Below are 13,650 nucleotides of genomic sequence, written 5' to 3' on the forward strand. Positions count from 1 at the left end.
AAGGCGCTGGCTCGTGTCTGCGCGTCGGTATGCATCTGGGCCAAGATACGCGCCACCGAGGCAGCATGCGAATCGAGCGCTTCGCCCGTGCCCGCTTTTACGCCCTGTAACGGCTGCCTGACCCACTGAACGGCTGCCTGCAGCAGCGCCCCGCCTTCTTCATCGAGCCCGGCAGCCGCCTGCTCGAACCAGGCCGCATCAAACGGAGCCGTATCGGCCGTGGCGTCGGAAGGAGGTATGCTGGACATATATGGATGGATGAAAAAACGGAAGAAACGTGAATGACATGCATCAGGCACAAGCGCCGGTCATGCCCGGGCGGCCCGCAGCCATTCATTAATCGTTAAAGCGGCTTCTATACTACCGTTTCTTGAATCCGGCCGCCACACAACACCATGGACGACACCACCCGCCGCAAGCTGATCATCGTCTGGCATTCGCGCACCGGCACGGCATGCCAGATGGCCTGCGCCGCACAAAGTGGCGCGCTCGATATAGCACGCCAATTAAATGCTGAAGGCCGATTCCAGGCTCTTCTATCGGGCGCAGCCCAAACCACCGCCCAAGACCTGCTCGATGCCGACGGATTCATTTTTTGCGCCCCCGAAAACCTGGGTTCGCTTAGCGGAGAAATGAAGGAGTTTTTCGATCGTTGCTATTACGATGTGCTGGACAAGCTAAACGGGCGGCCCTGTGTCGTACTTGTGGCCGCAGGGTCGGACGGCCACGGGGCTGTACGTCAGACTGAAAGAATCTGCACCGGCTGGCGGCTTGAGCTTGCCGCTCCCCCTCATATTGTGCTGACGCATGCCCAAAGCCCCGAAGCCATTGCCGCCCCAAAAGAAATCGGGCCCCAAGACCGGGCCCGTTGCCAAGAGCTGGGGGGCACAATGGCCGCCCTATTGCTTTGAGTACCCGGCTGTTTTTTTTAGTTTTAACCCACCGCGGCGGTTACCACGATTTCAACTTTAAACTCGGGGTCGGCCAGCAGCGCCTGGACGGTCGCGCGCGGCGGCGCGTTTCCGGCCGGCACCCAGGTTTCCCATACGGCGTTCATGCCCGCAAAATCGCTAAGGTCGGCCAGAAAAATCTGGGCCATGAGAATGCGGGTTTTGTCGCTGCCGGCCTGGGCAAGCAGGCGGTCGATGGTTGACAGAACCTGGCGGGTCTGTTCCCCGATGTCGGCTTTGCCGTCCTCGGGAACCTGTCCGGCCAAATAGGCCACGCCGTTGTAAATTGCCATGTCCGACAAACGCTTGCCGACGTTGAAACGCTGGATATCGCTCATTTTTTCTCCTGAGACGCGTAAAACATGCCCTTAAGGGCTAGGGGGCAGCTGAAACACCTGGCGCAAGTAAGCCAGATATGCGGGGTCGTCGCACATGGTTTTTTCGGGCGCATCGGAAACCTTGGCCACCGGTTGCCCGTTGCACCGGACCATTTTCATGACGATCTGCAACGGCTCATGCCCCAGGTCGTTCGTAAGGTTGGTGCCAATACCGAACGACACCTTACAACGACCGGCAAAGCGCTGCGCCAGCTCGATGGCGCGCGGAAACGTCAGGGCGTCTGAAAAGACCAGCGTCTTGGTGCGAGGGTCGGTGCGGTTGGCAGCATAATGAGCCAGCAAGCGCTCACCCCACAAAAACGGGTCGCCCGAGTCGTGGCGCGCACCGTCGAACAGCTTGCAAAAATACATGTCGAAGTCGCGCAGGAAAGCATCCATGCCGTAGACATCGGACAGCGCAATGCCAAGGTCTCCACGGTATTCTTTGGCCCATACCTCGAGCGCAAAAACCTGAGAATCGCGCAAACGCGGCCCCAGCGCCTGACACGCCTGAAGGTACTCGTGGCCCATGGTGCCCAGTGGTGTGACGTTATGCTTCATGGCCAGCTTGACGTTGCTGGTGCCCGCAAAATGCACCCCCATCTGCCGCTTCATGGTGGTCAGGACTTCTTCATGCCACAGCTTGGAAAAACGGCGCCGCGTGCCATATTCTGCCACCCGGAAATCCACGAGCTCGGGGTCGTCTACAACCAACTGCATTTTTGACTGCAACCGCTGCCGGCCTTCGTCCCAGCCGGGGTTCTGGCATTCGTTGCGGAAGTAAACCTCGTTGACGATGGCCAGCACCGGAATCTCGAACAAGATGGTGTGCAGCCATGGCCCTTTTACCGTGATGTCGATTTCTCCGGGCTTTTCGCCCAGCGACAGGTGTATGCACTTTTCAGGCAAATGAAACAAGCCCAGAAAATCGACAAAGTCGCTTTTAATGAACCTTAAGCTGCGCAGGTACTCGAGCTCGGGCTCGGTGAACTTGAGCTGGCACAGCGAATGGATTTCTGCGCGGATTTCGTCAAGATACGCACTAAGGTTGATATTGGGCGTGCGGCACTTGTAACGATACTCGACCTGCGCAGCCGGAAATTGATGCAACACGACCTGCATCATGGTGAACTTGTACAGATCAGTGTCTAAAAGCGAGGTAATTATCATTAAGCAAGCGCCAACATAAAAAATTGAAAGACCCGACGGCTCGACAGGTCAATACAAGGGCTGATGTGTTTATTAGGTAAAATCTTGATCACATAGTCTTGCCTAATTGTAATGTTTAATGCCTCACCCATCGACACAGCCCTGTCCAACACGCCAGGTCGCCGCGGTATTGACCATTGCGATACCCACTGTTGGAGCTTTCCCTCATGACCCACGTCGTCACCGAAAACTGTATCAAATGCAAATTCACAGACTGTGTTGATGTCTGCCCCGTTGATTGTTTTCGCGAGGGCCCCAACTTTCTCGTTATCGACCCCGACGAATGCATCGACTGCGCCGTCTGTGTGCCCGAGTGTCCCGCCAATGCCATTTTTGCCGAAGAAGACGTTCCTGCCGACCAGGTTCCGTTCATAGCCCTGAACGCCGAACTCTCGCCCGAATTCGGCATGATCAATCGGTCGACCAAGCCACAACCCGATGCTGACGACTGGAACGGCGTCGAGGGCAAACTCAAGTATCTCGAGCGCTGCTAGTCGTGCCCGAACAGAAGTACACGCGCGAAACCGTGCTAGCGGTGCACCCCTGGGTGCCCGGCAAGCTGCTGTCCATCACCACTACCCGCAACCCCGGGTATCAGTTCACCGCCGGTCAGTTTGCCCGGCTGGGGTTGCCCGCAAATGCGCTGTCCGACCAACCGCCCACCATCTGGCGTGCGTACTCTATGGTCAACGCGCCGTCTCAACGTGATTCGCTCGAATTCTTTTCAATCGTGGTGCCCCAGGGCGAATTCAGCCCTCGCCTGGCCCAATTGCAGCCGGGCGACCCGATATACATCGACAAGACAGCCTTCGGATTTTTAACGGTAGACCGATTTAGCCCGGGCGGCGACCTGTGGCTGCTGGCCACAGGGACAGGCCTGTCTGCCTATTTGTCGATGCTGCAGGACCCGGCCACGTGGGCCTTGTTTGACCACATCATTCTGGTGCACGGAGTTCGGTCGGTCGAAGAACTTGCCTACCGCGAACAGTTGTTGCACTGGTCGCAACAAGGGCTGCCCCCGGGCCAGACCCTGCCAGCACGCGCCCGGCTCAGCTATTTGCCCATACCCACCCGCGAACCGTACCCCGGTATGCCTCAGGCCCGGCTGACCAGCCTGATCCAGGACGGGCGGCTGGAACAATTGGCGGGACGCGAACTGAATCCCGAAACCTCAAAAATAATGTTGTGCGGCAACCCGGAGATGCTGACCGAGGCGCGCGCCATACTGAAAGAACGGGGTTTCGCCGTGGGCCGTCGAGGCAACCCCGGCAATCTGGCCCTAGAAAACTACTGGTAGCCATATAGCACGTACCAGTGTGTAAGGGGCCGGCCTTGCACCGCAATAAAGGTACGGCGCGCCGATTGCAGGCAGACACTACATTTATTCGTGCGCGTGTGTTTTTAAACACACAGCGATCAGCCAAGTGTTACCTATGTAATAACACGCACATATGCTGCGCGTTTAATACATACCGTAAACAAACATTTATTATTTTATCGCGCCTACCCTTATAATTTAACCGTCAACCACTTTACGCACGGGTACTAATGCTATACGACCTGCATGAACTTCAGCGCTCGTACCTAACCCCCCTTCTAGCCTTTACCGACACTGGCTCACAGCTTTTTTCGCACCCGTACAGTCCGTTGGCTTACACACCGCTGTCGCGTCATATCGCAGCCGGGTACGAGCTTATTCACCGCTTGGGCAAAGACTACGAGAAACCGGCCTGGGGGCTGGATACCACGCTGATCGACGGCGCAAACACAGACGTCCACGAGCAGTGCGTGGTTCATAAGCCTTATTGCAACCTGGTGCACTTTCAGCGCAAGCTGCCCGCACGGCGTGCCGCCGACCCCACCGTTTTGCTGGTTGCGCCACTATCGGGTCACCATGCCACCTTGCTGCGCGACACGGTCAAGGCCTTATTGCCCCAGCACGAAATCTACGTCACCGACTGGATCGATGCTCGCATGGTCGCCTCCTCTGAAGGCACTTTCCATCTTGACGACTACGTCCGTTACATACGCGAACTCATTCAGTTTCTGGGGCCCGACACACATGTGATTTCGGTTTGTCAGCCCACGGTCCCGGTGCTTGCGGCCATTTCACTTATGGCGGCCGACGGCGACCCCTGTACGCCTGCCAGCATGGTGATGATGGGCGGCCCAATCGATACCCGCGAGTCGCCCACCGAAGTCAATCTGCTGGCCACCACCAAGCCCTATTCGTGGTTCGAGAACAATCTTATTCATCGCGTACCGCCCCGCTACCCGGGGTCGGGCAAGCTCGTGTACCCGGGGTTCTTGCAGCATGCGGGCTTTGTTGCAATGAACCCCCATCGGCATGTGCACTCGCACTACGACTTCTACCTTGACCTGATCAAGGGCGACGACGGCGACGCCGAAGCCCACCGGCGCTTCTACGATGAGTACAACGCGGTGCTTGACATGCCGGCCGAGTTTTACCTGGACACCATCCGCATCGTGTTTCAGGAGTTTTTGCTACCCCGAGGCAAATGGTTTATTGACGGCCAGAAGGTCGACCCCGCCGCCATTACCAAAACCTCTCTGTTAACCATCGAGGGCGAGCTCGACGATATATCGGGCCTGGGCCAGACCCGGGCTGCACACAAGCTGTGCAGGAACATTCCCGATGAACTAAAGCAACACTACACGGCACCGGGCGCAGGCCATTACGGCATCTTTTCCGGTCGTCGGTGGCGCGAAACAATCTGTCCTAAAATTACAGCATTCATTCGCCGTTCGCAGTCGGCCTGACCCGGCACGACCAGCGGAACAATCGGGGGCGATATGCCCCCTCTTTTTTGCCATGAACACGCTTTTCTTAGTAGAACAGATCGATGCCCTGCTGCCGCAAACGCAATGCACGCAGTGCGGCTACCAGGGCTGCCTGCCCTATGCACAGGCCATTGCCGAGCAAGGCGAGGCCATAAACCGGTGCCCGCCGGGCGGGCAAGAAGGCATCAAGGCGCTGGCCCAGCTGCTTTCACGGCCCGAACCCGAACTGGACACCACCTGCGGCCCGCACACCGCCCTGTCCTTGGCCGTTATTGATGAGGCGCATTGCATAGGCTGTACGCTGTGCATCCAAGCCTGTCCAGTAGACGCCATCGTGGGAGCCAACAAGCTCATGCACACCGTTATTGCCGACCAGTGCACCGGTTGCGGGCTGTGTGTGCCGCCCTGCCCGGTCGATTGCATCGACATGCAGCCTGCCGGTTTTGCATGGACCCCCACGCACGCCGCGCAAGCCCGCATCAACCATAAGGCCCGCCAACTGCGGCTGCGTGCCCAGCACCCCGAAAGCTCCAACCTTGCCGCGCGAACACTTGCCAACAAAGCCAGCCTCAGCCCCGCCGCAAGCCACAACGACGACGCCAAACAAAAAATCATCGCCGATGCGCTTGCCCGTGCACGCGCAAGGCGCGCCGCCGCTCAATGAACAATCAAAAACGCCAACAAATATTCGAACGCTTCCAGGCTGCCAACCCGTCTCCGACCACCGAGCTGCATTACGGCTCGAATTTTCAGTTGTTGATTGCCGTGATCCTGTCGGCGCAAGCCACTGACAGATCGGTCAACCTGGCCACCGAAAAGTTCTTCCCGGAGCACGGCACCCCACAAGGCCTGGTAGATTTAGGCCTGGAACGCCTGACCGACTACATCAAGACCATCGGCCTGTACAAAACCAAGGCAAAGAACGTGCTGGAAACCAGCCGTATCCTGCTTGAGCAGTACGGGGGCGAAGTACCCCAGGACCGCGCCGCACTCGAAGCCCTGCCCGGCGTCGGCCGAAAAACCGCCAATGTGGTGCTAAATACCGCGTTTGGCCAGCCCACCATCGCTGTTGACACACATATCTTCCGCGTGGCCAACCGCACCGGGCTGGCCCCTGGCAAGAACGTGGTCGAAGTAGAGCGCAAACTGGAAAAATTTGTGCCCAAGGCCTACTTGCAAGATGCACACCACTGGCTGATCTTGCATGGGCGCTATGTGTGCGTCGCACGAACGCCCAAATGCCCACAGTGCGGCATTGCCGACCTGTGCGACTACAAGCACAAGACCCCCCCTCGCTAAGGGCGTGGGGTTTTCCATAAGCTATGTAAAACCCGCATAGTGTTCGCGGCGAGAAAATTTCATACTACATACGTTCGCCCCCCTACCGGGCTCAATATGTGAACCTGCCCGCAGGTTCATATAAATAACCGATAACATGATCGAACGTATCGCGGTGCCTACGCAAAGTCCCAACGCTCTCGAAGCCGTCGATCTGCACGCCTGGCATGACCACTCTCACGTGCTCAGGGGCGTCAACCTATGCATTACGGCGGGGCAGGTGGCCGTAGTGCTCGGCCGCCCAGGCTCAGGACACGACGCCCTGCCAGACGTCATCATGGGCCGCTCGGCGTCACGCACAGGCTCCATACGCATTCACGGCGCCGAGTCCATCACCCACACCCCCGAAAAAATCCCCCACCTGGGCATCGGCTACTGCGGCGCCGGCACCGGCATTTTTGTAGGCTTGTCGTGCGAAGAAAACCTGCTCATGCCGTCCGACACCGAAGATACCCTGGGTGGCGGCATGTCGCTGGCCGAAATCTACGAGCTCTTGCCCAACCTCTACCCCCGCCGCCACATGCCCTGCACCCGGCTTTCGGGCGGCGAACAACAAATGCTCGCCGTGGCTCGCATCTTGCGCACTGGCGCCAACCTGATCCTGCTGGACAACATCACCGACGGTCTGGCGCCGGTCATGGTGCAGGGTCTGGCCAACATGGTCGAACGGCTGCGCACTCTGGGCTACAGCTTGCTGCTGGTCGAGCAAAACCTTGAGTTCGCGGCCCCCCTGGCCGACTGTTTCTACATCATGCACGAAGGCCAAATACTTGAAAAAGCCCAACCCAACGCACTAACCCAAAGGCAAGATCTGTTCAGGGAATTCGCAGGATAGCGCCCGCTTGTCCGAACCCCGAGGAGCGCAGCGACGAGCTTGAGTTCGGACGCCTCCGCCCGAATGCAGAAAATGCGGGCAGCCCGCCGAAGGACGGGCCGCGGGATGGGTTCGCCACACAAGCCCCAGTTAAGCAGTAGCCTCCTGCCCTTTCTTACCCAACCCCAGATAACTCTCAATCACCCGCGGATTATGCGCCAATTCGGCAGCCTGCCCTTCCAGCACAACCTCGCCAGTTTCAAGCACATATCCATAATCAGCCACCTGCAAAGCCGCCCGGGCATTTTGCTCGACCAGCAAAATCGACACCCCCGTACTACGCAAGCGGGCAATAATCTGGAAGATCTCGCGGACAATACGCGGCGCCAGACCCAGGCTGGGTTCGTCGAGCATCAGCAGCTTGGGCTGGGCCATGAGCGCACGACCCACCGCCAGCATCTGACGTTCGCCGCCCGAAAGCGTACCTGCATGCTGCTCACGACGTTCGCGTAACCGAGGGAAAAGTTCGAACACCTCTTCGAGCTTGTCCTTCCAGCCCGCCTGACGCGCCCGATACAAACGAAAACCGCCCAGTAATAGATTGTCTTCGACCGACATGGTGCCGAACAGCTCGCGCAGCTCGGGCACCAGCGACATGCCCTGAGCCACCCTGCGCTCAACGTTCCACCCGCTTATTTGCTTGCCCAGGTATTGAACCGAGCCCGCGCTGCTGCCCGTAGTGGGCAGCGAGCCCATGATCGAATTGAGCAAAGTCGATTTACCCGCTCCGTTACCGCCGATGACGGTTACGATGCTGCCCGGCGCCACCGTGATATTGGCATTGAGCAGGGCGTGTACCTTGCCGTACTGCGTGCTAAGGCCTTCGACCTTCAGCACCGGTTGTTGGTCGGCCGTACTCATGCTGTGCCTCCTGCGGTTGCCGTGTTGGCGGGGGTGTCGAGCTCTAGTTCGTCGTCGATACCACCCAGATAAGCTTCAAGCACCGCTGGGTTCTGTTGAACCTCGGCGGGCGTACCTTCGGCCAGCTTCGTGCCGAAGTCCATCACGACAAGGTGATCGGTAAGATTCATGACAAAATCCATGTCGTGCTCGACCAGAAGAATGCTCATGCCTTCTTTGCGCAATTGATCGAGCACTGTGGCGAGTTCTTGTTTTTCTTTGTAGCGCAGCCCTGCTGCCGGCTCGTCGAGCAACAGCAAAATAGGGTCAGCCGCCAGCGCGCGCGCAATTTCGAGAATACGCTGTTGCCCCAAGGCCAGGTTGCCTGCCTGCTCGTAGAGATAGTCGCCCAGGCCGACACGCTGCAGTTGCTTGGCCGCTTCGTGCAACAGGGCGGCCTCGGTGCGGCGTTCGATGTGCAAGGCCGCCGGCACCACACCGACTTTACCGCGCAAGTGCGCACCCAATGCCACGTTCTCGAGCACGGTCATGGTGGGCAATAGCTGGACGTGCTGAAAGGTACGCCCCACACCCAATTTGGCGATTTCGCGCGAGGGCATCTTGTCGAGACGATGCCCGAGGAAATCAATTTTGCCGCTGGTGGAAGGCAACACACCCGTGATCAGGTTGAAGGTGGTACTTTTACCCGCCCCGTTAGGGCCGATAAGACCCATGATTTCGCCGGCCTTGAGCGAAAAACTGATGTCGTTGACCGCCACCAGGCCGCCGAACTCTTTGCGCGCTGCGTCAAGCTGAAGCACCTGCGTGCCCAGCTCGGGACGGCGGCGTTGCGGCAGGGCCGGGGCCTCGGGGGGGGCAGCGCCCTGGCGTCGGCTTTTGCCTTGCCCCGTAAGGCCGGCCCACCACGAAACAATAATCGGCCAGACACCGTCACGTGCATATTGCAGCACCAGGATCATCAATATACCGAAAACCACCAGCTCGAAGTTGGCCGTAGTGTCGATAATTTTAGGCAATACGTTCTGGATCTGATCCTTGAGGGTCAGGATAAGGCCCGAGCCCACAATGGCACCCCACACGCTGGTGCCGCCGCCCACCACCGCCATGAACAGGTATTCGATGCCGTAGTTCAGGCCAAAGGGACTGGGGCTGACCGCACGCTGCATGTGCGCATACAACCAGCCCGACAAGCAAGCCAGCAGTGCCGAATAAACAAAAATAATGACCTTGTACGACGCCATGTTGATGCCGAACGACTCGGCCATGCCACCCCCGCTTTTAAGCGCGCGAATAGCACGCCCGGGGCGGGAATCGAGCAGGTTGCGCGTAGCCCACATGGACAACAGCACAAACACCCAGATCAGGTAATAGATGTCGCGGCCGTCGCGTAGCGAAAGGCCCAGGAAGTTGATGGCCTGAATACCCGCGATACCGTCGTATTGGCCCAGAAACTCGAGGTTGCCGAACAAATAGTACAAGGACAGGCACCAGGCAATGGTGCCCAGCGGCAAGTAGTGTCCCGACAATCGCAGGGTAATGGCGCCCAGAATATAGGCCACCAAAAAAGTGATGGCCAGACCGGCCAGCAAGGCCAGCCAGGGCGACCAGCCAGAAGCAGTGGTGAGGTAGGCGGTGGCATAGGCGCCGATGCCCACAAACGCTGCCTGACCGAACGAGGTCAGGCCGCCCACACCGGTAAGCAGCACCAGGCCCAGTACCACCAGGGTGGCGAGGCCAATGTAGTTGAGCTGCGTGATCCAGAATTCAGGCGTGGCCGACATTGCCGGCAACACCGCCATGATCACAAGGAAAACAACAAGAATGACGCGATTCATGGCTACTCCTCGTCGACGTGCGTTGTGCCGAACGAGCGCCACAGCAATACAGGGATGATCAGGGTAAACACAATGACCTCTTTATAGGCGCTTGCCCAGAACGACGAGAATGCTTCAAGAATACCCACGAACAATGCGCCGATGGCTGCCAGCGGATAGCTGCCCAGCCCGCCGATAATGGCGGCGACAAAGCCTTTGAGGCCAATGAGGAAGCCTGTGTCGTAATAGATGGTGGTAACCGGGGAAATAAGCATGCCCGACAATGCCCCAATGGCGGCCGCCAGGGTAAATGTCAGGCTGCCCGACATATTGGTGCTGATGCCGACTAACCGCGCCCCACGCCGATTGACGGCGGTGGCGCGCAGCGCGCGCCCGTACAGGGTTTTGCCGAAAAACAGCCACAGCGCCACAATAAGCAGGCCGCAGGTAACCAGCACGAAGAACGTCTGTGCCGACCACGAAATGGCGCCCATGTCGATTGAGCCTTCCATGAAGGGCGGCGTGCGCCAGCCTTCGGCCCCAAAGAACACCAGCCCCAGGCCCAGCATGGCAAAATGCACGGCCACCGAAATAATGAGAAGCACCAGAACGCTGGCCTCGGCCACCGGCTGATACACCAGGCGATAAACCATGGGACCCAAGGGTATGACCAGCGCCAGAGAAAACAGCACATTGATCCACAGAGGCGTATCGGTACTGACCACATAAGGCGCTGCGAAGAACAGCACCAGGGGCAGCGCCAGCGACCACACGGCCTTGCGAGGCAGAGTGCCCCATTCGCGACTGCGTAACGCGGCGATAAAATCGGCAATGAACACCACAACGCCCACAATAAGCAGCAAATTGACGGTGCCTGGAATACGGCCGTTTACCATGAACGCAAGCGTTAAGGCGCCGTAGGCCACGAACTCGCCCTGAGGTATGAAGATTACCCGCGTAACCAAAAATACCAGCACCAGCGCCAAGCCCAACAGCGCGTACACCGCGCCGTTCAGGATTCCGTCCTGGAGCAAAATTAATATTATTGTCGAATCCATCCCTACCACACTGTTTAAGTCGATTAGATAGCACAACTGTTAGCCTGAAATACATTTCAGGTTGGTGCTAACCAGGAATTATGGAGAGAATCAAGTGCAAAGTCTTTAAGGGGATTCCCTGCATCAGGGCTGAAAGCCCGGTTGCTTCATGCCGGGAACCTACGCCGCTTTTGAAAGTCGATTAACATAGTAGATGCTTTGATCACGACACGGCACAAGGTTTTTTTCATGCAAAAGCTTGTTAAATCAGACGCCGAATGGCGGGCCCAACTTTCACCCGAAGAATATTACGTAACGCGCCAGAAGGGCACTGAACGACCGTTTTCGGGTCGTTACTGGAACACCAGCCAGGCAGGCATATATCGCTGTATCGGTTGCGGTACCGCCCTGTTCGCGTCCGACACCAAATTCGACGCCGGTTGCGGCTGGCCCAGCTATTTCGAAGCGCTTGACCCAACGCTTGTGCGCGAAGAGCAAGACCACAGTCACGGCATGGTGCGCACCGAAGTCCTGTGCAATGTGTGCGACTCGCATCTGGGTCATGTGTTTCCCGACGGGCCGCCGCCCACCGGCCTGCGCTATTGCATCAACTCTCTTTCGCTTCAATTCGAACCCACCGAATGAAAAAATTCCTCTTCGACCTGTTTCCGCTGATTCTGTTTTTTCTGGCGTTCAGGTTCTACGACATCTACACAGCCACCGCAGTGGCCATGGCGGCCAGCGTGGGGCAAATCATCTGGATCAAACTGCGCGGCAAGGCTATTGAAGCCACCCACTGGATCAACCTTACGGTCATTGTCGTGTTTGGCGGCGCTACGCTGGCCCTGCAAAACGACGCCTTCATCAAATGGAAGCCCACCGTACTGTACTGGCTGTTCGCCGCTATTTTGCTGGGGGGTCGCTACCTGTTCAAGCGCAATCTCCTCAAAAGGGTCATGGGCGCCCAAATCGCCCTTGAGGAAACCATCTGGGACAAACTCAACGTCAGTTGGGCGAGTTTTTTTGTATTATCCGGCGGGCTTAATCTTTACGTGGCGTTTTCAGGGCAGTTCACCGAGGCCCAATGGGTCAATTTCAAGGTGTTCGGCCTAATGGCCCTGATGGTTGTGTTTGTCATCGTGCAATCCATCTGGCTGGGGCGCCATATTAAACAAGACGCCCCCCAAACATTATCCGGCAAGAAGGAAAACCCCTAATGTCTGCAACCGAAACCGTCGCCGCCCAGCGCGCCGACCTGCTGCGGCAGCGGCTGAATGCGCTTGATCCTTCCAGCCTCGAGATCATCGATGAGTCGCATCTGCATGCCGGTCACGCCGGTGCACGCGACGGTGCAAGCCACTTTCGTGTCATTGTTTCGTCGCCGAAATTTACCGGCCTTACGGCGCTGGCTCGTCATCGCCTCGTGTATGATCGCGTGCACGATCTCATCCCCCACCCCATCCACGCCCTGGCCATAGAAACCAGCAAAATCTAAACAAAGGTATCCATGAAACGACTCGCCCTGTTTGCCGCAACCTGCGTCATCGCCATTCCGGCTTACGCCCAAAACGTTGCCACGGTCAACGGCAAGGCCATTACACAAAAGCAACTCGACAACTTCGTGGCCATGCTTATAAAAGAAGGCGCACAAGATTCGCCCCAGTTGCGCGAACAAGTCAAACAGGAAATGATCGGTAGACTGGTGGCCGTGCAGGCCGCTGAAAAAGCCGGCCTCGACAAACAAGACGCCGTCAGGCAAGAGATCGAACTGGCCCGTCAAGGCATTTTGGTGCGGGCTCTCATGACCGACCACCTTGCAAAACACCCCGTTACCGACGCCGAGATCCAGGCCGAGTACGACGCGATAAAAAAAGCTCAGGAAGGCCGCCAGGAATACAAACTGCGGCACATTCTGGTGGCCGAAGAGCAGGCGGCAAAAGACATTATCGCGGCCATTCAAAGCAAGAAAACCACCTTCGATGAAGCCGCCAAAAAAGACTCCATCGACCCAGGCAGCGGCGCCAAAGGCGGCGACCTGGGGTGGGGCCCCAGCAGCAACTATGTGCCCGAGTTTGCCCAAGCGGTCGAAAGCCTGAAAAAAGGCGAACTCACCACCGCGCCCGTTCAAACGCAGTTTGGCTGGCATGTCATTCAGGTTGACGACTCCCGCCCTATCACCATGCCCGACGTCAAAGACGTCAAGCCCCAGCTCGAAGAAATGATGCGCCAGGAAAAGCTCATGCAATTTCAGAAAAGCCTGATGGATTCGGCCACCATCAAATAACAGCTGTACGGCAGGGTACGCATCCTGTCCAAGGGGTGTGCGCCTCCATGCAAATCGCCCCGAAAAACCAACCGGTTTTTCGGGGCGATTTTTTTGGCGGCTGT

The 13,650-nt window shown here is 57.8% G+C and carries 16 protein-coding genes and 1 pseudogene; 11 read left to right on the forward strand and 6 right to left on the reverse strand.

Going from position 1 to position 13,650, the window contains the following annotated elements; translation table 11 throughout:
• A pseudogene (locus tag VL003_RS06235) lies at positions 1-248 on the reverse strand (GTP pyrophosphokinase); the annotation flags it as partial.
• Positions 249-395: 147 nt separating this feature from the next.
• Between VL003_RS06235 and VL003_RS06240 the strand changes: the two are divergent.
• Entirely contained in the window at positions 396-911 is a 516-nt protein-coding gene (locus VL003_RS06240) for a flavodoxin family protein (protein ID WP_325440671.1), read from the forward strand.
• Between the two features lie 23 nt (positions 912-934).
• Here the strand turns inward: VL003_RS06240 and VL003_RS06245 are convergent, their stop codons facing one another.
• Both VL003_RS06245 and pncB read right to left on the reverse strand, forming a co-directional pair.
• A complete protein-coding gene (locus VL003_RS06245; RefSeq protein ID WP_325440672.1) occupies positions 935-1,288 on the reverse strand; it encodes a RidA family protein in 354 nt (117 codons plus the stop codon).
• Between the two features lie 30 nt (positions 1,289-1,318).
• On the reverse strand, positions 1,319-2,497 hold the full coding sequence (gene pncB / locus VL003_RS06250; RefSeq protein ID WP_325440674.1) for a nicotinate phosphoribosyltransferase: 1,179 nt from the start codon (positions 2,495-2,497) through the stop codon (positions 1,319-1,321).
• 206 nt (positions 2,498-2,703) lie between these two features.
• Here pncB and fdxA point away from each other — a divergent pair, with 206 nt between their 5' ends.
• From fdxA to VL003_RS06280, 6 genes are all read left to right on the forward strand, one after another.
• A complete protein-coding gene (gene fdxA, locus VL003_RS06255) occupies positions 2,704-3,030 on the forward strand; it encodes a ferredoxin FdxA (protein ID WP_325440676.1) in 327 nt (108 codons plus the stop codon).
• Between the two features lie 2 nt (positions 3,031-3,032).
• Entirely contained in the window at positions 3,033-3,833 is an 801-nt protein-coding gene (locus VL003_RS06260; RefSeq protein ID WP_325440678.1) for a ferredoxin--NADP reductase, read from the forward strand.
• Between the two features lie 251 nt (positions 3,834-4,084).
• On the forward strand, positions 4,085-5,317 hold the full coding sequence (locus VL003_RS06265) for a polyhydroxyalkanoate depolymerase (protein ID WP_325440680.1): 1,233 nt from the start codon (positions 4,085-4,087) through the stop codon (positions 5,315-5,317).
• A gap of 52 nt (positions 5,318-5,369) precedes the next feature.
• Positions 5,370-6,002: an RnfABCDGE type electron transport complex subunit B gene (locus VL003_RS06270; RefSeq protein ID WP_325440682.1), complete on the forward strand. Its 633-nt coding sequence runs from the start codon at positions 5,370-5,372 to the stop codon at positions 6,000-6,002.
• Positions 5,999-6,637, forward strand: coding sequence for an endonuclease III (gene nth, locus VL003_RS06275; protein ID WP_325440684.1), 639 nt, complete (start codon positions 5,999-6,001; stop codon positions 6,635-6,637). Before VL003_RS06270 ends, nth begins: the two co-directional genes overlap by 4 nt.
• A 136-nt stretch (positions 6,638-6,773) precedes the next feature.
• Positions 6,774-7,511 carry an ATP-binding cassette domain-containing protein gene (locus VL003_RS06280; protein ID WP_325440686.1) on the forward strand — a complete coding sequence of 246 codons (738 nt, stop codon included), beginning with the start codon at positions 6,774-6,776 and terminating at the stop codon, positions 7,509-7,511.
• 129 nt (positions 7,512-7,640) lie between these two features.
• On the opposite strand, the gene VL003_RS06285 is transcribed toward VL003_RS06280, so the two are convergent.
• From VL003_RS06285 to VL003_RS06295, 3 genes are read right to left on the reverse strand one after another with little or no spacing between them, the layout of a single operon-like run.
• Positions 7,641-8,411 (reverse strand): ABC transporter ATP-binding protein, encoded by a 771-nt coding sequence (locus tag VL003_RS06285; RefSeq protein ID WP_325440688.1) that lies wholly within the window; start codon positions 8,409-8,411, stop codon positions 7,641-7,643.
• Positions 8,408-10,246, reverse strand: coding sequence for a branched-chain amino acid ABC transporter ATP-binding protein/permease (locus VL003_RS06290; RefSeq protein WP_325440690.1), 1,839 nt, complete (start codon positions 10,244-10,246; stop codon positions 8,408-8,410). Before VL003_RS06290 ends, VL003_RS06285 begins: the two co-directional genes overlap by 4 nt.
• A 2-nt stretch (positions 10,247-10,248) precedes the next feature.
• Positions 10,249-11,283, reverse strand: coding sequence for a branched-chain amino acid ABC transporter permease (locus VL003_RS06295; RefSeq protein WP_325440692.1), 1,035 nt, complete (start codon positions 11,281-11,283; stop codon positions 10,249-10,251).
• Between the two features lie 228 nt (positions 11,284-11,511).
• Between VL003_RS06295 and msrB the strand changes: the two genes are divergently transcribed.
• The 4 genes from msrB to VL003_RS06315 are packed head-to-tail and all read left to right on the forward strand — an operon-like array spanning position 11,512 to position 13,546.
• A complete protein-coding gene (gene msrB / locus VL003_RS06300) occupies positions 11,512-11,907 on the forward strand; it encodes a peptide-methionine (R)-S-oxide reductase MsrB (protein WP_325440694.1) in 396 nt (131 codons plus the stop codon).
• Positions 11,904-12,479: a septation protein A gene (locus VL003_RS06305; RefSeq protein WP_325440696.1), complete on the forward strand. Its 576-nt coding sequence runs from the start codon at positions 11,904-11,906 to the stop codon at positions 12,477-12,479. Before msrB ends, VL003_RS06305 begins: the two co-directional genes overlap by 4 nt.
• Positions 12,479-12,757 (forward strand): BolA family protein, encoded by a 279-nt coding sequence (locus tag VL003_RS06310; RefSeq protein WP_325440698.1) that lies wholly within the window; start codon positions 12,479-12,481, stop codon positions 12,755-12,757. The genes VL003_RS06305 and VL003_RS06310 overlap by 1 nt, the downstream gene beginning before the upstream one ends.
• Positions 12,758-12,769: 12 nt before the next feature.
• The gene (locus VL003_RS06315; protein WP_325440700.1) at positions 12,770-13,546 is read left to right on the forward strand and encodes a foldase protein PrsA; all 777 of its coding nucleotides are present in this window, start codon (positions 12,770-12,772) and stop codon (positions 13,544-13,546) included.
• Positions 13,547-13,650: the final 104 nt, after the last annotated feature.

This window comes from Pusillimonas sp. (genome assembly GCF_035515275.1).
Taxonomy (GTDB): Bacteria; Pseudomonadota; Gammaproteobacteria; order Burkholderiales; family Burkholderiaceae_B; genus Pusillimonas.